Origin of the sequence: Consotaella aegiceratis, assembly GCF_036541425.1 — a bacterium.
GTDB classification, from domain to species: domain Bacteria; phylum Pseudomonadota; class Alphaproteobacteria; order Rhizobiales; family Rhizobiaceae; genus Consotaella; species Consotaella aegiceratis.
This window is the reverse complement of the sequence record NZ_JAZHFT010000033.1, coordinates 26,698-47,894: the sequence shown is the minus strand read 5'-3', so window position 1 is coordinate 47,894 and position 21,197 is coordinate 26,698. Positions and strand designations below refer to the sequence as shown.

The window sequence follows — 21,197 nt, the reverse complement described above, 5'->3', positions numbered from 1 at the left end:
TGCGAAAGCTCGCCCTCAACATGCTCAAGCGCGCCAGGCCTTCAATCTCCATCCGTCGCAAGCGAAAGCGATCCGGATGGTCCAACGACTTCGCTCGTTCCATCCTCGGCCAAATGCGATAGCCCTGCGCTCGAAGCAGAGGGCGCTTTTTCATTCCGTCCTTTTATGATCTACAACAGCGGACGCGGGGGCATATCTTGTCCTCAGCCCGGTCGCCTTGGCGCCGGCGGTTGATCAACAACGGCCCATGCTTGCTCACCTTGTCATACGCGACATCGTTCTTATCGAGCGCCTGGACCTTGCGCTGGGCGCGGGGCTGTCCGTCCTGACCGGCGAGACCGGTGCGGGCAAGTCGATCCTGCTCGATGCGTTGTCGTTGGCGCTTGGTGGGCGCGGCGACGGCGGGCTCGTCCGCCACGGCGCCAAGCAGGGCGAGGTCACGGCGGTCTTCGATCTGGCGGCCGATCACCCGGCCCGCGTGATGCTGTCCAACAATGGCTTCGACGACGACGGCGACCTGATTCTCCGCCGGGTGCAGAGCGCCGACGGCCGCACCCGCGTGTTCGTCAACGACCGGCCCTCCAGCGTCTCGCTGATGCGCGATCTCGGCAGCCTTCTGGTCGAAATTCATGGGCAGCACGACGATCGGGCTCTGGTGGACAGCAGCGCCCATCGGCAGTTGCTGGACGCGTTCGGCGGGCTGGCGGGGGAAGTTCGGGAGGTCGGCCGCGCGTTCCGGGCCTGGCGGGAAGCCGAAGACGAGCGGGACCGCCGGCGCGCCGCCGTCGAGGCAGCGGTGCGCGAGGCCGATTTCCTGCGTTCCGCGGTCGACGAACTGTCGGAGCTCGCTCCGATCGCCGGCGAGGAGGCGGAACTGGCCGATCGCCGGCAGGCCATGATGCGCTGGGAAAAGATCGCCACCGACGTCAGCGACGCGCACGAGGAGCTGGCAGGCCAAACCTCTCCGATTCCCGCGCTCGCCGGGCTGCTGCGCCGTCTCGAACGCAAGAAGGACGTGGCGCCCGGCCTTCTCGACGAGACCATCGGCCGCCTGGAAGTGGCGCTCGATGCGCTGTCGGATGCCCAGATGGGGCTCGAAAGCGCGCTGCGGCAGGTGGAGTTCGATCCCAAGGCGCTGGAGGAGACCGAGGAGCGGCTCTTCGCCTTGCGGGCCGCCGGCCGCAAGTTCAACGTTCCGGTCGACGAATTGCCCACCTTGCAGGCGCGCATGATCGGCGAACTCGCCGACCTCGATGCCGGCGAGGCGCTGCTCGGCGCGCTCGAGGCCCAGGTTGCCGAGCGTCGCGAGACTTTCGACCGGCTTGCCGGCGAGCTGTCGGAGAAGCGCCGCACGGTCGCCCGCCTTCTCGAGGGCGCGGTGATGGCCGAGCTGCCGGATCTGAAGCTGGAGCGGGCGGAATTCATCGTCGAGCTGAAGAGCGAGCTCGACTCCCCCTCGGCGACCGGTATCGATACGGCCGAATTCTGGGTGCGCACCAATCCCGGCACGCGCGCCGGGCCGATGATGAAGGTCGCCTCGGGCGGCGAGCTGTCGCGCTTCCTGCTGGCGCTCAAAGTGGCGCTCGCCGATCGCGGCTCGGCCCCGACCCTGGTGTTCGATGAGATCGACACCGGCGCGGGCGGTGCCGTCGCCGATGCGATCGGCCGCCGGCTGGCGCGGTTGGCCGAGCGTGTCCAAGTGCTCTCCGTCACCCACGCGCCACAGGTCGCGGCGCGCGCCACCACGCATCTTCTGATTTCCAAGTCCGACGCCGGCGCCGAGGAGGAACGGCTGGTGACCCGCGTCACCGCCATCGCCGACGATCACCAGCGCGAGGAGATCGCCCGCATGCTGGCCGGCGAGACGATCACCGACGAGGCCCGGGCCGCGGCCGGCCGCCTGCTGACGCCAGGCGCGGCATGACCGGAGACAGGATGATGGCGTTGCGTGAAAAGCCGGTCGAAGAGCTGTCCGAAGACGAGGCCCGCGCCGAACTGGCGGCGCTCGCCGAAGAGATCGCCGAGCACGACCGGCGCTATTATGCCGAGGATGCGCCGAGCGTTTCCGATGCCGATTACGATGCGCTGCGCAAGCGCAATAGCGCCATCGAGGCCCGCTTCACCGAACTGATCCGCGACGATTCGCCGTCGAACCGCGTCGGCACCGAGGTCTCCGACAAGTTCGGCAAGATCCGCCATGCCATCCCGATGCTGTCGCTGGACAACGCCTTCTCCGACGAAGATGTAACGGATTTCGCCAAGCGGGTGCGCCGCTTCCTCAAGCTGGCCGAGACGGCGCCGCTGGCGATCACCGCCGAGCCCAAGATCGACGGCCTGTCGCTGTCCTTGCGCTACGAGAATGGCGAACTCGTCTCGGCCGCTACGCGCGGCGATGGCACCACGGGCGAGGATGTCACCCGCAATGCCCGCACCGTCGACGACATCCCGGTCAAGCTGAAGGGCTGGGCGCCGGAAGTCTTCGAGGTGCGCGGCGAGGTCTATATGAGCCACGTCGCCTTTGCCGCGCTGAACCAGCGCCAGGCGGAGGAGGGCAAGCCGATCTACGCCAATCCGCGCAACGCGGCGGCCGGCTCGCTGCGGCAGCTCGACGCCTCGATCACCCGTTCCCGCCGCCTGCGCTTCTTCGCCTATGCCTGGGGCGAGGCGAGCGAACTGCCCGGTGCGACGCAGACCGAAGTGGTCGAGGCGATCGGGAAAATGGGATTCCCGGTCAACGACTTGATGCAGCGTTTTGATTCGATTCCCGAGCTGATCGAGCACTATCACCGCATCGAGGAGAGCCGCGCCTCGCTCGGCTACGACATCGACGGCGTCGTCTACAAGGTCGACGATTTGGCCCTTCAGGGCCGTCTCGGCTTCGTCTCGCGCTCACCCCGCTGGGCCATCGCCCACAAGTTTCCGGCCGAGAAGGCGACGACCATCCTGCGCGACATCGAGATCCAGGTCGGGCGCACCGGCGCGCTCACGCCTGTCGCCAAGCTCGATCCGGTCACCGTCGGCGGTGTCGTCGTCTCCAATGCGACGCTGCACAACGAGGACTATATCGCCGGCCGCGATTCGGGCGGCAACGCGATCCGCGAGGGACGGGACATTCGCATCGGCGACACGGTGCTGATCCAGCGCGCCGGCGACGTCATTCCGCAGGTGCTCGACATCGTGCCGGAGAAGCGGCCGGCGGACGCGCAGTCCTTCGTTTTTCCGGACCATTGCCCGGTGTGCGGCTCCAAGGCGGTGCGCGAGATGAACCCGCGCACCGGCCGCCCGGACTCCAAGCGGCACTGCTCCGCCGGCCTCACTTGTCCGGCCCAGGGGCGCGAGGGACTGAAGCACTTCGTCGCGCGCGGCGCCTTCGACATCGAGGGCTTCGGCGAGACCTATATCGAGACGCTGTTCGACGCCGGTCTGGTGCGCCAGCCGGCCGACATCTTCAGGCTCGAGTTCGAGCCGCTGCGCGAGGCGATCGAGGCGCGTCGCCGCGAGGTGTCGGAGGCGCGGCGCAAGGCCCAGGGCAAGGCCGAGCCGGAGAAGCCCGCCAAGAAGGCCGAGACCACCAAGGCCATCGACAATCTTCTGGCCGCGATCGAGGCGAGCCGCGAGGTGCCGCTCGACCGCTTCATCTTCGCCCTCGGCATCCCGCAGATCGGCGAGACCTCGGCCAAGGCCCTGGCCCGGCTGTTTCCGGACGTGCGCGGCTTCATCGACGGCGTCGATGCGGCGGCGAAGGAACAGCCCGGCGAGGACTGGTTGGCGCTGCAGAGCACGCCCTCGATCGGGGGCAAAACGTTCGACGCGATGATGGCGGTCGACAAGGCGTCGCTTGACGACGAGGCCTATGATCCGTTGCGCCATAACGCATTGGGACTGAAGACCAACCAGCGCGCGGCGCTGCGCGAGCGGTTCGACGACGCGGCCGGTGTGCGCGCCGCGATGGCCGCCGCTCGCGGCCAGGCCCCGGGCGAAGCGTTTCTGGCGCTGGCAAAGGATGGCGATATCGGCCCGGCCGCGACCGAATCGCTGATCCAGTTCTTCGCCGAGACGCACAATCGCGAGGCCGTCGAGGCGTTGCTCGATGCGGGGGTGACGACGACCAACGATCGGCCGAAACCGTCCGCGTCCTCGCCCGTCTCCGGCCTGACCATCGTCTTCACCGGCTCTCTCGAAAAGATGTCGCGCGACGAGGCCAAGGCGATGGCCGAAGGGCTGGGCGCGAAGGTCGCCGGCTCGGTGTCGAAGAAGACCGATCTCGTCGTCGCAGGCCCCGGCGCCGGCTCCAAGCTCGCCAAGGCGACCGAATTCGGCGTCGAGGTCATCGACGAGGACACCTGGTTCGAGCGGATCGGGCGGGCCTAGGGCATGATCCCGAAAAGTGGGAACCGGTTTTCGGAAAAGATCATGCCAAAACAGGAGAACAGAGCGGAATGATGAGCGCAGCTCATCTCATCACGCTCTAAGTCAATATCGGGTCGACGCGGCCATGGACGGTCGTTAAGAAGAGCGGTCTTTCTGTCCCTCCGGTCTTGCCTTGTCCACCCGATCCGAAATTCGAGACGCGGCGCGCGACGTCCTGCCCGTGATCGTGGCGATCTTCCCGTTCGGGATCGTCTACGGCACGATCGCGGCCGACAGCGGTCTGACGATCCTGCAGACGCTCGGTTATTCCATGGCGGTCTACGCGGGCGCGGGCCAACTCGCCGCCTTGCAGGTTCTGGGCATCGGCGCACCGCTTTGGACGGCGCTGCTGTCGCTGCTTGCCCTCAACGCCCGCATGATCCTCTATTCGGCCTCGATCGGGCGCCATCTGGCCAGCTTTTCGCTGCTGGAAAAGGCCGGTGCCTTTTTCCTGCTGACCGACCCGGCGTTCGGGGCCTCCGAAGCGCGCGCCCTCAACCGGCGGCTGACCAGCGCCTACTACTTCACCCACGGCTTCGCCCTTTATGCGAACTGGTGCCTGGCCTCGGTCGTAGGCGCGGTGTTCGGCCGAATGATCGACGACACCCGCGCCTTTGCCCTCGACGTCATTCTGCCGGTCTATTTCCTCTCGATCCTGATGGGCTTCCGCCATCGCAGCGGCTTCTATGCCGTTGCCGGGGTCAGCGCCGTGGTCTCGACGATCGTCTACCTCACCATCGGCCCGCCTTGGCACGTCACACTGGGCGCCGTATCCGGCCTGGCCTATGCCGCCATCACCGGGCAGGGGGCGTCCGGCTCGCTCGGGAGGAAGTCCGGCGATGAATGAGATCTGGCTTCTCATCCTCTTCGCCGGTGTGCTGACCTATCTGGCACGCATCAGCGGCCATCTCCTGCTGTCGCGGCTGGACCGGGTGCCGCGACGGCTCGAAGCCACGCTGAACGCCGTTCCGGCGGCCGTGCTGACGACGCTGGTCACGCCGGTTCTGGTGAACGGCGGATGGCCGGAGCGACTGGCCATTCTCGTCGTCCTGATCTGCACGTTTCGGCTGCCTCTGCTGGCCACGGTGGCGATAGGCGCGGGCATCGTCATCGTCGCCCGCGCCTTCGGCTATTGACGGCCGATCGTTCTTATCCGGGCTTGAACATCCGCGTCAGGACGTTGGTCTTGAAGACGAAATGCTGCGCCAGCGCACCGAGGACATGCAGCCCGATCAGCACCAGCAGGATCGTCCACATCGTGCCGTGAGCGAAGCCTGCGGGCCCAACTCCGCCGAACCAGGCCACCATGCCGGAGATCGGCATCAGGATCAGCAGCGTGTAGAGAAGGAAATGCACGATCTTCGCAAGCCATAGGGTCCAGGTCGGTTCTCCGGTCGGATGCGGCGGACGGCCCCGGATGAAGCGGTCGGCCAGCCGGGTGAGCGCGAAGGCGAGGATCAGGATGCCGACGGCGACGTGCAGCCAGGCATACGAGCCATCGGCGGTCGCGGCCGTGCCCTGCATCTGGGCATGCCAAGCCTCTTCCATCGCCTCATGGTCGAGAATCTGGACAACGATCAGCAGCACGATCAGCCAATGCATCCAGACATTGAGAGCGGACCAGCCACTGCGGGTGGGAGCAGGATCTTCCATCGGGGTTCTCCTCCTGGCAGCGCGGGGCGACATCCTCCACGCCGCCGCGACGACCTATTTGGGCAAGATTACTCCGAGACCGAGCGCGGCTGTGCGACGAAATGTAAAAATTCTTGCCGACGCATGACGGTGCGTTCATGAGACGAATGCCGAAGGACGGCGGCGCTTATGTTGCGGCGCACTATTCTGTAGGCCGTCCTTCTTCATCGGTTTCATCGTCCTTCATGACATCATCGACCACCCGCTCCGACGCGGCGGCCGCGTCGCCGAACGGGATCGGCCGGGCGCTGACCTGGCTGATCGCGTTTTCCTGCGGCGCGCTGGCCGCGAATCTGTACTACGCGCAGCCGCTCGTCTCGCTGATCGGCGAGGGCATCCGGATGCATCCCGGCAGCGAAAGCCTGATCGTGACGCTGGCGCAGGTCGGCTACGGTGTCGGCCTGCTGCTGCTGGTGCCGCTGGCGGCCCATCTGGCGCCGTACGAAACGCGCGGCCGCGTCGTCGGCAACGTGATGAGCGGTCTTCTGACCGGCATCCTGCTGGCCCGCCCGATCGCCAGCTTCCTGGCCGAATTCGTCGGCTGGCGGGGCGTCTTTGGCCTGTCCGCGGCGCTGCTCGCGCTGAACACGGTGGCGTGCGTCTTCGTCCTGCCGGAGCGGCGGCCCGAGCATTCGCGATCCTACCGCGAACTCATTGCGTCGCTAGCCAAGCTGTTCGTCGGCGAACCCGTCCTGCGGCGCCGGGCGCTCTATCATGCCGCTCTGTTCGGCGTGTTCACGGTGTTCTGGACCGGGGCGCCGATCATCCTCATGCGCGCGCCTTACGGGTTCAGTCCGAGCGATGTGGCGTTGTTCGCCCTGGCCGGCGTGCTCGGCATCTTCTCGGCGCCTATGCCGGCCGCCTCGCGGATCGGGGCTATTCGCGGCTGGGAACGGCGGCGGCGATCTCGACTGTCGTCCTGGCCTTCGTCATCGCCTTCTTCGGGACGACGTCGCTCGCCTGTCTCGTCGTCGCGGCAGTGCTGATCGATCTCGGCGTGCAGGCCAACATGGTGGTCAGCCAGAGCGAGATCTACGGGCTGGATGCGAGCATCCGCAACCGGCTGAATGCGGTCTACATGGCGGTCTTCTTTACCGGCGGCGCCCTCGGCTCGGCGCTCACCAGCCCGGTCCTCCAAAGCTTCGGCTGGACCGGGCTCTGCGTCATCGGCGTCGCGCTTCCGGCCGCCGCCCTGGTCTATTTCTTCGCCACCGAATGGCGCGCCTGACGCGCCTCCCAGCGCTCCAGGAAGGCTTCGATGGCAAGCGCCTGCATGTCCGGCACGGCGTCGAACAGCGTTTCGGCCGGCCAGTCCCACCAGGCGAGCCGTTCGATGCGCCCGGCGATCGCGGGAGCGAACCGCTCGCGGATCGGCCGGGCCGGCACCCCGGCGACGATCGTGTAGGGCGCCACGTCGCGCGTCACCACGGCGTTGGCGCCCACCACCGCGCCATTGCCGATGGTGACGCCCGGCAGCACAACGGCGCCATGGCCGATCCATACGTCGTGGCCGATGGTCACGCGCGCATGGCTCCGCCGCTCGCGGAATGCTCCGTCGAGGGCCCGATAGCGGAAATATTCGTTCGGCCGATAGCTGATCTTGTGGGTGGTGACACGCTCCATCGGATGCTCGAGCGCATTCAGGCGAGTGTTTGCGGCGATCGAGCAGAACTTGCCGATCTCGGCATAGATCGCTTCGCCCCCGCGCTCGAAATAGGAGAAGTCGCCGACCGTCACCTCCCGCAACACCACCCGGGCTCCGATTTCGGTGAAACGGCCGAGCCGGCAGGCCTTCAACTCGGCGGTCGGATGGATGCGCGGCTCCGACGGGCGGACGCGCAGGTCCGTCGTGCCGTCGGCCGCTTCGGCATCGTCGTGGTCGTTCGTCTGCATCGATCGGCCTTTTTTCGCAATCCCGTTAGGCGGTGGAGGTGGCAAAGCCGGTCCCGGCTTCCTATAGACAGACGAGCCGCCTCACGACAGGCCGGCCCGCGATACGGTGGCGCCGATCGCGCACCATCGGCGCCCATCGAACCGACGATCACGAGTTCTCCATGAAACGCACCGCCATCCTTCGTTATGGACTGTGGGCCGTCGTGGCATTTCTGGCCGGGGCGATCGCGACCATCGCGCTGTTCTACGGCAACGGATCGCCGGTGGCGAGCGAGGAGCCCTACGGGACGCCGTTCCAGCTCGTCGACCAGAATGACCAGCCGATCACCGAACAGGCGCTGCGCGGCAAGCCGACGGCGATCTTCTTCGGCTACACGCATTGCCCGGACGTCTGCCCAACCACGCTCTACGAAATGGCCGGCTATCAGCAGGCGTTGCGGCAGGAGGGCAAGGAGCTGCAGGTCGTCTTCGTCAGCGTCGATCCCGAGCGCGACACTCCCGATTTTCTGAAGAACTATCTGAGTGCCCTCGGCGCCGATATCGTCGGCATCACCGGCGATCCGGACAAGGTCGAAAAGATGGTGAAGGGCTGGGGCATCTATGCCGAAAAGGTACCGGGCAACGACGGCGACTACACCATGAACCATACCGCCTCGGTCTTTCTGCTCGACCGCGAGGGCCGGCTGGCCGGCACCATCGCCTACGGCGAGGATCCGAAGGTCGCTCAGCAGAAGCTGGAACGCCTGGCCTCCTGAAGTCTTAGCCGGCGCCAATCATCGACACGTGCAGGGGATTTCCTTTCCTGCGGCGCCGCCTAATTCTGCGGCTTGGTCAACGGGGCATCCGTTTGCATGGAACATCTGAGTCTGCAGTTGGCGATGATCGGAATTTCCGGCATCGCCGCGCAATGGGTGGCCTGGCGTTGGCAACTTCCGGCCATCGTGTTGCTGTTCGCCGTCGGGCTGATCTTCGGCCCGGTGACGGGCTTCCTCAATCCGGTCGAGGATTTCGACGGGCTGTATCGCCCGCTGGTGTCGCTGGCGGTGGCGATCGTCCTCTTCGAGGGCGGCCTGACGCTGAACTTCCGTGAGATCCGCGAGACCTCGATGGCGGTGCGCCGGGTCATCGTGCTCGGCGGTCCGCTGGTCTGGCTGCTGACGGCGCTCGCCGGGCATTTTCTGGCCGGTCTGAGCTGGCCGACCGCCATCGTGCTCGGCGCGATCCTCGTGGTCACCGGTCCGACCGTGATCATGCCGCTCCTGCGCCAGGCACATCTGACGGTTCGCCCGGCGTCGATCCTGCGCTGGGAAGCCATCATCAACGATCCGATCGGCGCGCTCTTCGCCGTTGCCGCTTTCGAAACGCTGCTGGTGCTCGGCGGCGCGCACGAAGCCGAGAATCTCATCGTGCGCGGCTCGGTGGCCGCTCTCTTCGCCGTGGTCGGCGGGATCGGCGGCGGCTACGTGTTGAGCCGGCTGTTCTCGCGCGGCCACGCGCCGGAATATCTCAAGGCGCCGATCTTGCTGGTCGCGGTGATCGGAATGAACGCCGCCTCCAACCTGATCCTGCACGACAGCGGCCTCCTGACGGTGACGATCATGGGCATCACCATGGCCAATCTCAGGCTGTCCTCGATCACCGATCTGCGGCGGTTCAAGGAGACGATCTCGACGCTGCTCGTCTCCGGATTGTTCATCATCCTCACGGCGGCGCTGTCGCGCGACGAGATCGCGCGGCTCGACTGGCAGGCGCTGTTCTTCGTGCTGGCCGTGCTCTTCGTCGTGCGGCCTCTGGCGGTGTTCCTGTCGACCATCGGCACCCAGCTGTCCTGGCAGGAACGGCTGCTGGTCGGCTGGATCGCACCGCGCGGCATCGTCGCGGTGGCCGTCTCCGGCCTGTTCGGGTCCACGCTCGCGGCGTACGGCGTCGAGGACGGGCGGCGGATGATTGCCTTCACCTTCGCGGTCGTGGCGGCGACCATCGTGCTGCACGGTTTCACGCTCGGTCCCCTGGCGCGGGTGCTCGGCCTGCGGGCGGCGGAACGGCCTGGCATGCTGCTCGTCGGTGCCTCGCGCTTCACCATCGGCTTGGCGCGCCGGTTGAACGCGCTGAATGTCCCGACACTCGTCGCCGATTCCAACTGGTCGCGGATTTCCGAGGCGCGGCTCGCCGAGGTCGAGACCTGGTTCGGCGAAATCCTGTCGGAAAGCGCCCACCATTCGCTCAACCTGTCGCGCTTCTCCTATATCGTCGCGGCGACCGACAACGACGCCTACAACACCCTGATCTGCACCGACTTCGCGCCGGAGGTGGGGCGCTCCGCCGTGTTCCAGATTGGCGCGACGAACGGCAACTCCGACCGCCATTCGGTCAATTACACGATCGGCGGTCTGCCGCTGTTCAAGCCCGGCAAGACCTTCGCCGAGTTGCGCGACCACGCCGTGGACGGCTGGATCTTTCAGGCGACTCGCCTTACCGAGACGTTCGATTTCGATGCCTTCACGTCGTCGTGCCCCGAGGGCACCCACGTGCTGTTGTGGGTGCGGCCGTCGGGCGCGCTCGTCTTTGCCGCCGTCGAAGGATCGGGTAGCCCCACGACGGGCGATACGATCCTGAGCTTTGGCCCACGGCGCAAGGATCGCGATCAGGAGAAGATCGCCAAGGCGACGACGGTCGATCGAGAGGTTCGTGCCGAGCGCGCCCGCCGCGCCGCCGATGAGGTCAAGGGATGAAGCAGGCCCGTTATTTCTTGAAGGCGTCCAAGCCGGTCGCCGAACATGCCTATGCCACACTCGAACGCGCCTTCGAGGACGAAGGCGCCCCCCTCGCGATCATCGAGGTGGACGAGGCCGCCGATATCCACGAGGTCGCGCTCTATCTCGACGTCGAAGATGGCGACCGGTTGGCCGAGGTCCGGCGGGCTCTGGGCGAAGACGCGCCCACGATCGAAACGGAGCTGCTTCCGGACGTCGACTGGATGGCGCAGGTGCTGGCCGAGTTGAAGCCGGTGCGGGCAGGGCGCTTTCTCGTCCACGGCGCGCACGACCGCGACAAGGTGGCGGTCAACGATCTTGCGATAGAGATCGAGGCGGGTCAGGCCTTCGGCACCGGGCATCACGGCACGACGGCCGGGTGCCTCGAGATGATCGCCAGGCTCGTCGGCCGGCGCCGCCCCGTCAACGCTCTCGATCTCGGCACCGGCACCGGCGTGCTCGCCATCGCCTTGGCCAAGCTCGCCCGCATTCCTGTCCTGGCGACCGACATCGATCCGGTCGCCGTCGACGTCGCCCGGCAGAACGTCGCGCTCAACGGCGAGACGGTGCGGGTGAGGACCACCGTCGCCAACGGCCTGCGGTCGCCGGAGATCGCGGAGCGTCGACCGTTCGAGCTGATCGTCGCCAACATTCTGGCCGGTCCGCTGATGAAGCTGGCGCCCGAGGTTGCTCGGCATTTGGCTCCGAACGGCAATGTGGTGCTGTCGGGGATCCTGGCGCATCAGCGCCGCGCCGTGCTGGCGGCCTACCGCGCGCAGGGCTTGGTTCATCGTCACACCTTGTGGCGCGGCGAATGGGTGACGCTTCACCTGTCGCGCTGACGCCGCCGATTCGAGGCGCCTGAATCAAAAGCGCCGGCCGCAAGGTGCGACCGGCGCTCTATCGGTGGAAGATTTGAGGGATCAGCGGCGCTCAGGCGCCGTTCCCTCGAACAACGATCCCCGCCCGGCATGGGTGATGCCGCCGCTGAACTCCGAAAGCTGGGCGACGTAACGGTCGGCCTGCCGCTGGCGGGCCTCCATCATCTTGCCGAACACGGTCCGCATCACGCTGCGCGATCCCGCGCGGTTGCGCATGCTGAGGTCGGTGTAGGTTGCGTCAGTCATAGCTGGCTCCTGGTTGGCTGATACAGCCCTCCCTTGCTGCTGAATATGTCGGTAACCTTTCCCTGCGACCAGTGGTCGCATTGCATAGGTCCATCCCGCATATTGCATCGCACAAAAGTGCGAAACGACACAATTTCTTTAACTTTCGTCAGCGACGGCGAGGCCGAATCCAATATTCGGCTTGGCTGATCTTCGATCGACACAAACAATACCGGTGCCGAAGAGCGACGCGGGTGTCGCATCAACGAGGACGCCGGCGGCTTTGGGCCACCGGCGCACAGAACGATCGAGATGCGATATCGCGGATCGGACCGTCGCCAGCACAACGAACCGTTCGTCGCGCTGGCCGGCCTCAGAGGCTTCTCAGAAGCTCAGCGGGCGCTGCTGGATGTAGCGCTCGGCCTGCCGCTGGCGAGACTCCATGACCTTGGTCATGGCCTTGTGCAGGAAGGAAGGCTTGCGCTGTTCGCTGGTGGTTTCGAAAGAGTTGGACATGTTCGATGCTCCTGATCGCAAAATTCCGTCAACGCCGTGCGTCGTTGATCTATACTTGGATCATCTGAGGAGATTGAGTTAGGGCCTCGACCGCATGAGGCCTTTGCTGAATTTGCAACCCGGCTCCGTCGAACGGCGGCTGCGGCATGCGGTCTCGATTCGGCGCGGTCGTCGCGAGCCCATCCCGCCGGGCGATTGTCGCCCAAAAAGAAACACCGGACCATTGCGGCCCGGCGTACCCGTCTTGGGAGGACAAGGAAGAAATCCGGCGTTTGAACGCCGGAAGCAGTGTCGGCTTATTGGAACGGACGGCCGAACTCGGGACCGACGAAGCTGCCCATACGCTCGGCGAACACGTCTTCGTGGCGCTGGCGTACGGCGAGGATACGCTTCACGGTCTGGCGGAACGAGCCGCCGTTGACGTCGCGATGCTGGCGGTCATGACGCGTCGAGGTCATGGTTGTACTCCTGAATTCTTGAAGGGCGATCGGGCCGAACCGACTTGCGGTCCGGCGAAAAGGGAGGACGCGGAGGCGTCAGAAGCTGTCGGACCAGCGGTTCATGTGATTGCGGATGAACCGGTCGGCCTCCCGCTGGCGGGCGGCCATCACCCGGTCGACCGCCTTGCGGAGGGTGCTGCGCGATTCGGTGCGCGGGGCGTCGAAGGTTTCGGTGCGTGCCATCGTATGGCTCCTGGTCAAATTCGAATTGGAACGGCTTGGAGCGCCGTTTCTGTCTGACACCAATGTGGAACGGATTGTCGCATTCAGTTAGCGGGTTCGCTGCATACGACGTTTTCGGATATTGCAATGCGACAAGACGGCCGACCGGAGGATTTTCCGAGTCGGGCGCGTTCGGCGCCATGGTGCACGGCGAGGCCAGCTTGAGGAGCAGAGGATGTTTCAGACCTTCGACGACCCGGCGGGCTCGGCCGCGAGCGGCGAACGCGTGGCCCGTCTTCGCGAGAGCTTCGAGGCGTTGGCGATCGACGGCTTCATCGTGCCGCGCGCCGACGAGCACCAGGGCGAGTACATTCCCGACTCGGCCGCCCGTCTCGCTTGGCTGACCGGGTTTACGGGCTCGGCCGGCGTCGCCCTGGTCTTGAAGGACAGCGCCGTCATCTTCACCGATGGGCGCTACACGGTGCAGGTCCGTACCCAGGTGGACGGCGACGTCTTCGAGATCGAGAGTTCGGTCACCACGCCCTTGTCCGACTATCTGCGGCAGCAGACCGAGGGACTGCGGATCGGCTTCGATCCCTGGCTGCACACGATCGCCGAAGCCAAGCGGCTCTCCGAGGCGCTGGCCGAAACGGAGGGGAGGCTGGTTCCGGTCGCGGACAATCCGCTGGACGCGATCTGGACCGATCGGTCTGCGCCGCCGCGCGGCCGCATCTGGCGCCATCCGGACCGTTTCGCCGGACGCCCGGCGGCCGACAAGCTCGAAGCGCTGCGCTCCGACCTAGCCAAGAAGGGCGCCGCTGCCACGGTCATGACCGACCCGTCGTCGATCGCCTGGACCTTCAACATTCGCGGCAGCGACGTACCGCACACTCCGTTGCCCCTGTCGTTTGCCATCCTACCCGCCAATGGCCAGCCGAGCCTGTTCGTCGATCCGGCAAAGCTTGACGACGAGGTGAGAGCTTATCTGAGCGGTCTCTGCTCGCTCGACGATCCCGCCGGCTTCGAGGCGGCCGTCGCCGATCTCGCGCGGGGGCGGAAGGTGTTGCTCGATCCCGCCCTGACGGCCGAACGGCTGCGGGCCGTCGTCGAAGAGGCCGGTGGCACGGTGGTGGAAGGAGCCGATCCGGCACGCCTGCCGCGCGCCATTAAGAACGAGGCCGAGATCGCCGGATCCCGCGCCGCCCATCGGCGCGACGGCGCTGCCGTGACGGAATTTCTGTTCTGGCTCGACACACAGGCGCCGGGCAGCATCACCGAGATCGTCGCGGCGGAGAAGCTGGAACGCCTGCGGGACAAGGCCGGCGAGGCCACCCAGATGCCGCTGCGCGACGTTTCCTTCGACACTATCTCGGGAGCCGGTCCGAACGGCGCCATCGTGCACTACCGCGTCACCCGGCAGACCGACCGCCCGCTGCAGGCCGGCGAGCTCTATCTGGTCGATTCCGGCGCCCAATACGAGGACGGCACGACGGACATCACTCGCACCGTCGTCATCGGCGGAGAGCCGAGCGCCGACATGCGCGAGAAGTTCACCTTGGTCCTGAAAGGCGTGATCGCGCTGTCCATCGCGCGCTTTCCGAAAGGCACGCGCGGCATGGACCTCGATCCGATCGTGCGCATCGCCTTATGGAAGGCCGGCTGCGACTTCGCGCATGGCACCGGCCATGGCATCGGCTCCTACCTCGCGGTTCACGAGGGGCCTCAGTCCATCTCGCGCCGGGGCACGGCCGAGATCGAGCCGAACATGATCATCTCCAACGAACCGGGCTACTATCGCGAGGGGGCGTTCGGCATCCGCACTGAGAACCTGATCCTCGTCAAGGATGCGACGGAGATCCCGGGGGGAGACCGTCCGATGATGTCGTTCGAGACGCTGACGCTCGCGCCGATCGACCGGCGTCTGATCCTGCCGGAGCTGCTGTCGCCCGAGGAGATCGCGTGGCTCGACGCCTATCATGCGACCGTTCGCGAAGAGCTGGCGCCGCTCCTCGACCAGGCCACCTCGGCCTGGCTGGAGAGCGTGACCGCACCGCTCGGTGCCTGACGGTCAGGACCTAGGCGATCGTCACGATCGCCCGGGTCCGATCGGGCTCATTGGCAAAGCCGGCGCGGGCCGTGATAGGGCTGGAACGTGCCCGAGCGCGGGTCGAAAGAGCGGTATTTCGCCGAGCAATACCGATACCATTCGGCGGTCCACGGCGCGGGCCGATAGCTGCGGTAGCTGGGCGCCGGGTAGTACACCCGCGGCTGCGCCTGGCTGGCGATCGCCGCGCCGATGCCCAGTCCGATGATGGCGCCGGCGACGCCCGCGCCGCTGTGGCTGTGGCTGTGGCTGTGGTGGCGCGGACGATAATACCGGTGGTGAGAGCGGTGGTGGCGATAGGGATCGGCCGCCGCCTCACTGACGCCGACGACCGGCACGGTGCTGGGAATGGCGGCCGAAAAAACCGACATGGCGAGCGCCACCGCGGCCGCCTTCGCTCCGACGGATTTGCTGAGCATCTGATCCTCCTTGGCAACCTAAAGATGCGCCAAGTTAACGATTTGTCACCTGAACTGATCCTGAACGTGCCGCCATCGTGATCGGACCATGCCAATGTGTCGATTGAGGACCAAATAATTTGCGGTGGCGAAAAACCGACGGGCAGCATAGATACCGCCAAACGCGTGCATAGGGTGACAAGGCAATGGATGGGCAATCCGTGACGTTTGCGACGATCATGCAGTCCGATTTCGAGCAGATCCTCGCGACCTGGCTGCGGGATCAGGCCAAGGAGGGAGTGAAGCGGACGGATCTCGTGTCGCCACGCGAAACCGAGGCGCAGAGCCGGGAGCTGCTGGCAGCCGTGGTCCGGGCGCTGAAGACCGCCGGGCTGGGCGATGAGTTCGATTTCGCCAATCCGGCATGGGACCCGGTGCGCGAGGCCTTGGAGCACATCAGCGACGCCCGGACCCAGCGCGGCGTCTCGCCGACCGAAATGTTCTGGTTCATCGCCTCGATCAAGCAGGGCATCTTCCAAAGGCTGAAGCAAGCCATGGTCGACGATCCCAGCCATATGATCGACGAGGCCTGGAACGCCACGCGCGTCATCAATCAGCTCGCCCTCTACGCCATCGATACCTTCGTGCAGAAGCGCGAGGAAGTCATCGAACGCCAGCAGTCGGAGATGACCGAGGTTTCCGCTCCGGTCGTCAGGATCTGGGAGCGGATCGTCACGGTGCCGCTCATCGGCACGCTCGACTCCTTCCGCGCCCAGACAGTGATGGAGAACCTGCTCGAGGCGATCGTGCAGCGCGAGGCCGAAGTGGCGATCATCGACATCACCGGGGTCTCGACCGTCGACACTCTGGTCGCCCAGCATCTGCTGAAAACCGCCGCGGCTGTCCGGCTGATGGGCGCCGAATGCGTGATTTCAGGCATCAGCCCCAAGATCGCCCAGACCATTGTCCATCTCGGCGTCGATCTGCCCAACGTCACGACGCGCGGCGATCTGCAGAGCGGATTGGCCTATGCGTTCGAGCGCATCGGCCTGCGCGTGGCGCCGGGCGAGCCGACACTGGCCCGCGATAGCGGCAAAGTGCGAGGCTAAATCGGTGGAACAGCTTGCTGCCGCGAGCGGGTCGCCGATCGTTACCATCACCGGCTGTGTGATCGTCGCGATTCGCGACGATCTCGACGATCAATCCGTATTGGTGCTGCAGGACCAACTCGTCGAGGAGATCGCTCGCGTCAACGCGCATGGCGTCATCATCGACATTTCCAGCCTGGAGATCGTCGATACCTTTGCAGGGCGCATGCTCGGCGCGATGGCCGAGATGTCTCGGATGCTGAATGCGCGCACCATCGTCGTCGGCATGCGGCCGGCGGTGGCCATGACGCTGGTCGAACTGGGCATGACGCTCGACGGGGTCGAAACGGCTCTCAATGCCGATCGGGCGATGATCATGCTCAAGCAGGGCAGGCGTTGATCGGCCTTGGCGGATGATGTCTCAAGCGTGACGCTGTCGCGCACCAGCGATATCGTCTTTGCGCGTGACGCCGCCATGAAGGCAATGGGGCGGATCGGCGCCAACGCGCTCAAGCGGACCAAGTTCGTCACCGCGGTTTCGGAGGTGGCGCGCAATGCGGTGATCTATGGCGGCGGCGGTGTGATCTCCTTTCGGATCCAGGAGGCCCGTGCCGGCAAAAGTGTGGTCGCGACCTGCGAGGATCGCGGTCCGGGGATTGACGATGTGGAGCGGGCGCTGCAGGACGGTTTCACCACCGGCAAAGGCCTTGGCCTCGGGCTCAGCGGAGCGCGCCGGCTGGTCGATCGCTTTCATATTGTCTCGTCGGCGAAGACAGGTACGATCGTGACTTTGGAAAGTTATTCGCGATGATCCTTCTTCCCGTCGTCGAACCCAGCCAGGTCGGAGCCGCCCGTCGCCGTGCCGTGCAGGAAGGCCGGCAGATCGGCCTGTCGGATGCCGAGTGCGACCGGCTGGCGATCGTCGCGACGGAGGCGGCGACCAATCTGCTGCGCCATGCCAGGGAAGGCGAGATCATCCTGGTGCCGAGCCAGGCGCACGAGCCGCTGGGCCTGCATGTCATTGCCGTCGATTCCGGTCCGGGGCTCGTCTCCATCGAGGCCGCCCTTGCCGACGGCTACTCCACGGCCGGGCCGGACGACGGCGGCATCGGCGGCGGATTGGGCGCCATACGGCGGCAGGCCGATGCTTTCGATATCTACTCGGACAGCGCCGGCACCACGCTGGTCGCGACGGTGAGGTCCGGCAATGCCGTTCGCTCGACGGTCATCGAGGACGCCGGCTTCACCGTGGCCAAGCCTGGTTTCGATGTCGGTGGCGATGCCTGGGCGCTGCGCCACGAAGGCGATCACACCATGGTCATGCTGATGGACGTGCTCGGTCACGGCGCGGCGGCGGCGCGCGACGCCGAACTCGGCGTGGCGGCGTTCTGTCAGGCGAGGGCGAGCACGCTCGAAGAGACAGAGCGGCGCGTCTCCGCGGCGATGGTGGGCACGCGCGGTGCGGCGGCCCTGATCGTCGAGCTGCCGCATGAGCCGGGACATCTGAGGGCCGCCGGACTGGGCAACGTCAAGGGCGAGATCCACGCCGGTGCCGACCGCAGAGGTATTCCATCGGCGCCGGGGATCGTCGGCTCCAGCTCGCGGCGCCCGACGGTGACGGAACACGACTGGCCGGCGGGGGCGCTTCTCGTGCTGTCGACCGACGGGCTCAGGGGTTCGGAAAGGACCCCCGATCCCACGCCGCTTTTCGTGCGCAATCCGATGACCATCGCGGCGACGCTCTATCGCCGCCGCCGACGCGGCACGGACGATTGCGGCGTGGTGGTTCTGAGGGGTCGCGAATGAAGCTCGTCGTCACATCGGTTCGGATCGACCGCGACACCGATGTGGCGCACACTCGTCGCACCGCGCGCGTGGCCGCCAAGGCCAGTGGCTGCAATGTCCGCGACCAGATCCGCTTCGCCACCGCGGTCTCCGAGATCGCGCGCAACGCCCTGCAGTATGCCGGCGGCGGCATTGCCGAGTTTTCCTTCGAGCGGCGCGGCAAGCGCACCCAGCTCATCGCCAAGATCTCGGACGGCGGCAGCGGCATTCCGTCCTCCGTCAACGTCGCCGGGGGCTACAACACACCGCATGCCGGCGGAGGGCTCGGCCTTGGTCTGTCGGGCTCGCGCAAGCTGGTCGACGAGTTCGAGCTGGAGAGCGGCTCCGGCGGCACGGTGGCGACGCTGCGGCTCAACCTGGAGGGCGATCTCGATCCCGCGACGCTCAGCCACGCGACGGCCGACGCCATGGTCGGGGCGGCCAAGAGCAATCCGCTTGACGAACTGGCCGAGCAGAACCGCGCATTGCGCGATTCCCTGGCACAGCAGGAATTTCTGCTGCGCGAACTGCACCATCGCACCAAGAACAATCTTGCTGTCATTCAGTCCCTGGCGGTGATGCAGGGGCGACAGATGCAGTCGGTCGAGGCGCGCGAGGCATTCGAGACGCTGACGAGCCGCATTCGCGCCTTCGCCAATGCGCACAATTTCCTGCACCGCGCCGACGATGTGACGCGGATCGATCTGATGCTGCACATCGAAGAACTCGCCAACCAGCTCAGCGAGGCCTTCGGGTCGAGCGGCGTGAAAATCGACTGCGAGCTGGAATCGGTGACGGTGCCGTTCGACATGGCGACGGAGATTGGCCTGATCGTCAACGAGCTGGTGACGAACGCGGCCAAGCACGCTTTCAAAGGCCGGCACGATGCCGGACGGATCCTGATCGAGATCTATCTTCGCGAACCTGGCTTCGTCCTGAGGGTCAGCGACGACGGGCCGGGCCTGATCGATGCCGAAGCCGTGCTGCGCGATTCCCGGTCGCTCGGCTGGCGGATCGTCCAGGGCAGCGCCCGCAAGCTCAACGCCGACATCGAGGTCGACGGCCACGATGGTCTGTCGATCACGCTTCTCGTTCCCAATGGCTGAGGCCTCGCCGGCTTTTTTCTCTCCGGTTTTCTCCCGTCATGAAGTCTGACCGTATCGGCTTTGTCGTCTACCTCAACGGCCTGTTTCTGCTCGCGCTGGCGGCGACCATGATCCTGCCGATGCTGGTCGATTACGGCACCGACAACGCGGATGCCGGCAATTTTCTGGCCTGCATCGTCCTGGTCGGCGGTGTCGGCGCGTTTCTGGTGGCCGGCTTCCGCAAGAGCGAAGAGCAGCGGGTGCTCGACCGCCGCACCGGCTATCTCATCACGGTGTCCGCCTGGCTGGTGGTCACCTTCTTCGGCTCCTTGCCGCTGATGTTCTCGTCACTCGGCCTGTCGGTCACGGACGCGCTGTTCGAGACCGTTTCCGGCCTGACGACGACCGGCTCGACCGTCCTGACGGGGCTCGACCATATGGCGCCTGGCCTGTTGCTCTGGCGGTCGCTGCTCAACTGGATCGGCGGCGTCGGCATCGTGGTGATGGCGCTGGCCGTGCTGCCGCTCCTGGGCGTCGGCGGCATGCAGCTGTTCCTGCTCGAATCATCCGACGTGTCGGGCAAGGCCTATCCGCGCGTCGCGCAGATGGCTCGGGCGATCGGCGGCGCCTATCTGGGGCTGACGGCGGCTTGCGCCTTCGCGCTGATCGCCTGCGGGATGCAGCCCTTCGACGCCATCAACCACGCCATGGCTGCGATCGCCACGGGCGGGTTTTCGACCCACGACGCCTCGATCGGCTATTTTGATTCGCCGCTGATCGAGGTCGTGCTGATGCTGGGAATGATCAGCGGTGCGCTGCCGCTGGTCTTCTATGCGAACTTCATGGCGCGCGGACGCAGGGTCGTTCTGGAAGACCAGCAGATCTCGGCCTTCTTCAAGATCCTCTTGCTGGCCATCGTGGTGATGACTGGATGGAACATCGCACGGGGAATGGAGCCCGTGCACGCGCTGCGGGTCTCGGCCTTCAACATTACATCGATCCTCACCGACACCGGCTTTGCCACGGACGACTTCTCGGCCTGGGGCAGCTTCGCGGTGGGCTTCTTCTTCTTTCTCTACTTCGTCGGGGGGTGTGCCGGTTCCACCGCCGGCTCGGTGAAGATCTTCCGCTGGCAGCTCCTGTTTCCGGGAGCCATTCGGCAGCTGCGGCAGACCTTGTCGCCGCGGCGGGTGCTGGTGGTGCGCTACCAGCACCGACGGGTGGACGAGGAGACGATGAGCAGTGTGCGCAACTTCCTCTTCCTCTATCTCCTGACCTTCGCGGCCTTATCTCTGCTGTTGATGACGACCGGCCTCGATCTGGTCACGAGCTTGTCATCGATCGCCCAGGCGATGGCGGGCGCCGGGCCCGGCCTCGGTCCGCTGGTGGGGCCATCCACAACCTTCGCGGCGCTTCCCGACGAGGCCAAGTGGCTGGTGATGACGGCAATGATGCTGGGTCGCCTCGAGCTGGTGACCGTCTATGTCGTGTTTTTGCGGGAATTTTGGGAGGGTTGACGGTCCGTCGCGGCGGCCTCGATCGACGGTCGAGACTTGACGATTCGCCGCTGCGGCCTTATCCGACAGCCGCGATCCAAATCGGCTCAGCCTGCGAAAGGCTCTCTTTGCCGCGACCGATGGTCGGCGATCGCATGACCTATTGTTCA

The 21,197-nt window shown here is 66.0% G+C and carries 23 protein-coding genes and 1 pseudogene; 17 read left to right on the top strand and 7 right to left on the bottom strand.

Going from position 1 to position 21,197, the window contains the following annotated elements; all coding sequences use genetic code 11:
* The 5 genes and pseudogenes from SMD10_RS19045 to SMD10_RS19025 form a co-directional block, all read left to right on the top strand.
* Positions 1-122 (top strand): annotated as a pseudogene (locus tag SMD10_RS19045) (ISAs1 family transposase); the annotation flags it as partial.
* A 125-nt stretch (positions 123-247) separates the two neighbouring features.
* Positions 248-1,924 carry a DNA repair protein RecN gene (recN, locus tag SMD10_RS19040; RefSeq protein WP_331687316.1) on the top strand — a complete coding sequence of 559 codons (1,677 nt, stop codon included), beginning with the start codon at positions 248-250 and terminating at the stop codon, positions 1,922-1,924.
* A gap of 11 nt (positions 1,925-1,935) precedes the next feature.
* On the top strand, positions 1,936-4,371 hold the full coding sequence (ligA, locus tag SMD10_RS19035) for an NAD-dependent DNA ligase LigA (protein ID WP_331687320.1): 2,436 nt from the start codon (positions 1,936-1,938) through the stop codon (positions 4,369-4,371).
* Positions 4,372-4,543: 172 nt separating this feature from the next.
* Entirely contained in the window at positions 4,544-5,257 is a 714-nt protein-coding gene (locus tag SMD10_RS19030) for an AzlC family ABC transporter permease (RefSeq protein ID WP_331687315.1), read from the top strand.
* Positions 5,250-5,546, top strand: coding sequence for an AzlD family protein (locus tag SMD10_RS19025; RefSeq protein WP_331687314.1), 297 nt, complete (start codon positions 5,250-5,252; stop codon positions 5,544-5,546). The genes SMD10_RS19030 and SMD10_RS19025 overlap by 8 nt, the downstream gene beginning before the upstream one ends.
* A 13-nt stretch (positions 5,547-5,559) precedes the next feature.
* On the opposite strand, the gene SMD10_RS19020 is transcribed toward SMD10_RS19025, so the two are convergent.
* Positions 5,560-6,063 (bottom strand): cytochrome b, encoded by a 504-nt coding sequence (locus SMD10_RS19020; protein WP_331687313.1) that lies wholly within the window; start codon positions 6,061-6,063, stop codon positions 5,560-5,562.
* 224 nt (positions 6,064-6,287) lie between these two features.
* On the opposite strand from SMD10_RS19020, the gene SMD10_RS19015 reads away from it, so the two are divergent.
* Positions 6,288-7,088, top strand: a complete 801-nt coding sequence (locus SMD10_RS19015; RefSeq protein ID WP_331687312.1) for an MFS transporter — start codon at positions 6,288-6,290, stop codon at positions 7,086-7,088.
* On the top strand, positions 7,082-7,330 hold the full coding sequence (locus SMD10_RS19010; protein WP_331687311.1) for an MFS transporter: 249 nt from the start codon (positions 7,082-7,084) through the stop codon (positions 7,328-7,330). Before SMD10_RS19015 ends, SMD10_RS19010 begins: the two co-directional genes overlap by 7 nt.
* On the opposite strand, the gene SMD10_RS19005 is transcribed toward SMD10_RS19010, so the two are convergent.
* Positions 7,300-7,995 (bottom strand): DapH/DapD/GlmU-related protein, encoded by a 696-nt coding sequence (locus SMD10_RS19005; RefSeq protein WP_331687310.1) that lies wholly within the window; start codon positions 7,993-7,995, stop codon positions 7,300-7,302. The genes SMD10_RS19010 and SMD10_RS19005 overlap by 31 nt on opposite strands.
* 161 nt (positions 7,996-8,156) lie before the next feature.
* Between SMD10_RS19005 and SMD10_RS19000 the strand changes: the two genes are divergently transcribed.
* The 3 genes from SMD10_RS19000 (at position 8,157) to SMD10_RS18990 (ending at position 11,590) form a co-directional block, all read left to right on the top strand.
* Entirely contained in the window at positions 8,157-8,750 is a 594-nt protein-coding gene (locus SMD10_RS19000; protein ID WP_331687309.1) for an SCO family protein, read from the top strand.
* 96 nt (positions 8,751-8,846) lie between these two features.
* Positions 8,847-10,727 (top strand): cation:proton antiporter, encoded by a 1,881-nt coding sequence (locus SMD10_RS18995; RefSeq protein WP_331687308.1) that lies wholly within the window; start codon positions 8,847-8,849, stop codon positions 10,725-10,727.
* Positions 10,724-11,590, top strand: coding sequence for a 50S ribosomal protein L11 methyltransferase (locus SMD10_RS18990; RefSeq protein ID WP_331687307.1), 867 nt, complete (start codon positions 10,724-10,726; stop codon positions 11,588-11,590). The genes SMD10_RS18995 and SMD10_RS18990 overlap by 4 nt, the downstream gene beginning before the upstream one ends.
* A gap of 81 nt (positions 11,591-11,671) precedes the next feature.
* Here SMD10_RS18990 and SMD10_RS18985 read toward each other — a convergent pair whose 3' ends face one another.
* The 4 genes from SMD10_RS18985 to SMD10_RS18970 all read right to left on the bottom strand — a co-directional run bounded on the left by SMD10_RS18985 (position 11,672) and on the right by SMD10_RS18970 (position 13,053).
* Complete coding sequence (locus SMD10_RS18985) at positions 11,672-11,875, bottom strand: hypothetical protein (RefSeq protein ID WP_331687306.1); 204 nt, start codon at positions 11,873-11,875, stop codon at positions 11,672-11,674.
* A 363-nt stretch (positions 11,876-12,238) separates the two neighbouring features.
* Complete coding sequence (locus tag SMD10_RS18980; RefSeq protein ID WP_331687305.1) at positions 12,239-12,370, bottom strand: hypothetical protein; 132 nt, start codon at positions 12,368-12,370, stop codon at positions 12,239-12,241.
* 296 nt (positions 12,371-12,666) lie between these two features.
* Positions 12,667-12,828 (bottom strand): hypothetical protein, encoded by a 162-nt coding sequence (locus SMD10_RS18975; RefSeq protein ID WP_331687304.1) that lies wholly within the window; start codon positions 12,826-12,828, stop codon positions 12,667-12,669.
* 78 nt (positions 12,829-12,906) lie between these two features.
* Positions 12,907-13,053, bottom strand: coding sequence for a hypothetical protein (locus tag SMD10_RS18970; RefSeq protein ID WP_331687303.1), 147 nt, complete (start codon positions 13,051-13,053; stop codon positions 12,907-12,909).
* A 214-nt stretch (positions 13,054-13,267) separates the two neighbouring features.
* Here SMD10_RS18970 and SMD10_RS18965 point away from each other — a divergent pair, with 214 nt between their 5' ends.
* Positions 13,268-15,097, top strand: a complete 1,830-nt coding sequence (locus SMD10_RS18965) for an aminopeptidase P family protein (RefSeq protein ID WP_331687302.1) — start codon at positions 13,268-13,270, stop codon at positions 15,095-15,097.
* Positions 15,098-15,144: 47 nt separating this feature from the next.
* Here SMD10_RS18965 and SMD10_RS18960 read toward each other — a convergent pair whose 3' ends face one another.
* Positions 15,145-15,555, bottom strand: coding sequence for a BA14K family protein (locus tag SMD10_RS18960; RefSeq protein ID WP_331687301.1), 411 nt, complete (start codon positions 15,553-15,555; stop codon positions 15,145-15,147).
* 200 nt (positions 15,556-15,755) lie between these two features.
* Between SMD10_RS18960 and SMD10_RS18955 the strand changes: the two genes are divergently transcribed.
* The 6 genes from SMD10_RS18955 to SMD10_RS18930 are packed head-to-tail and all read left to right on the top strand — an operon-like array spanning position 15,756 to position 21,048.
* On the top strand, positions 15,756-16,643 hold the full coding sequence (locus SMD10_RS18955; RefSeq protein WP_331687300.1) for an STAS domain-containing protein: 888 nt from the start codon (positions 15,756-15,758) through the stop codon (positions 16,641-16,643).
* 4 nt (positions 16,644-16,647) lie between these two features.
* Positions 16,648-17,022 (top strand): STAS domain-containing protein, encoded by a 375-nt coding sequence (locus SMD10_RS18950; protein ID WP_331687299.1) that lies wholly within the window; start codon positions 16,648-16,650, stop codon positions 17,020-17,022.
* A gap of 6 nt (positions 17,023-17,028) precedes the next feature.
* A complete protein-coding gene (locus SMD10_RS18945; RefSeq protein WP_331687298.1) occupies positions 17,029-17,433 on the top strand; it encodes an ATP-binding protein in 405 nt (134 codons plus the stop codon).
* Positions 17,430-18,428, top strand: coding sequence for an ATP-binding protein (locus SMD10_RS18940; RefSeq protein ID WP_331687297.1), 999 nt, complete (start codon positions 17,430-17,432; stop codon positions 18,426-18,428). Before SMD10_RS18945 ends, SMD10_RS18940 begins: the two co-directional genes overlap by 4 nt.
* Positions 18,425-19,552, top strand: coding sequence for an ATP-binding protein (locus SMD10_RS18935; RefSeq protein ID WP_331687296.1), 1,128 nt, complete (start codon positions 18,425-18,427; stop codon positions 19,550-19,552). The genes SMD10_RS18940 and SMD10_RS18935 overlap by 4 nt, the downstream gene beginning before the upstream one ends.
* A 38-nt stretch (positions 19,553-19,590) precedes the next feature.
* A complete protein-coding gene (locus tag SMD10_RS18930; RefSeq protein WP_331687295.1) occupies positions 19,591-21,048 on the top strand; it encodes a TrkH family potassium uptake protein in 1,458 nt (485 codons plus the stop codon).
* Positions 21,049-21,197 lie beyond the last annotated feature (149 nt).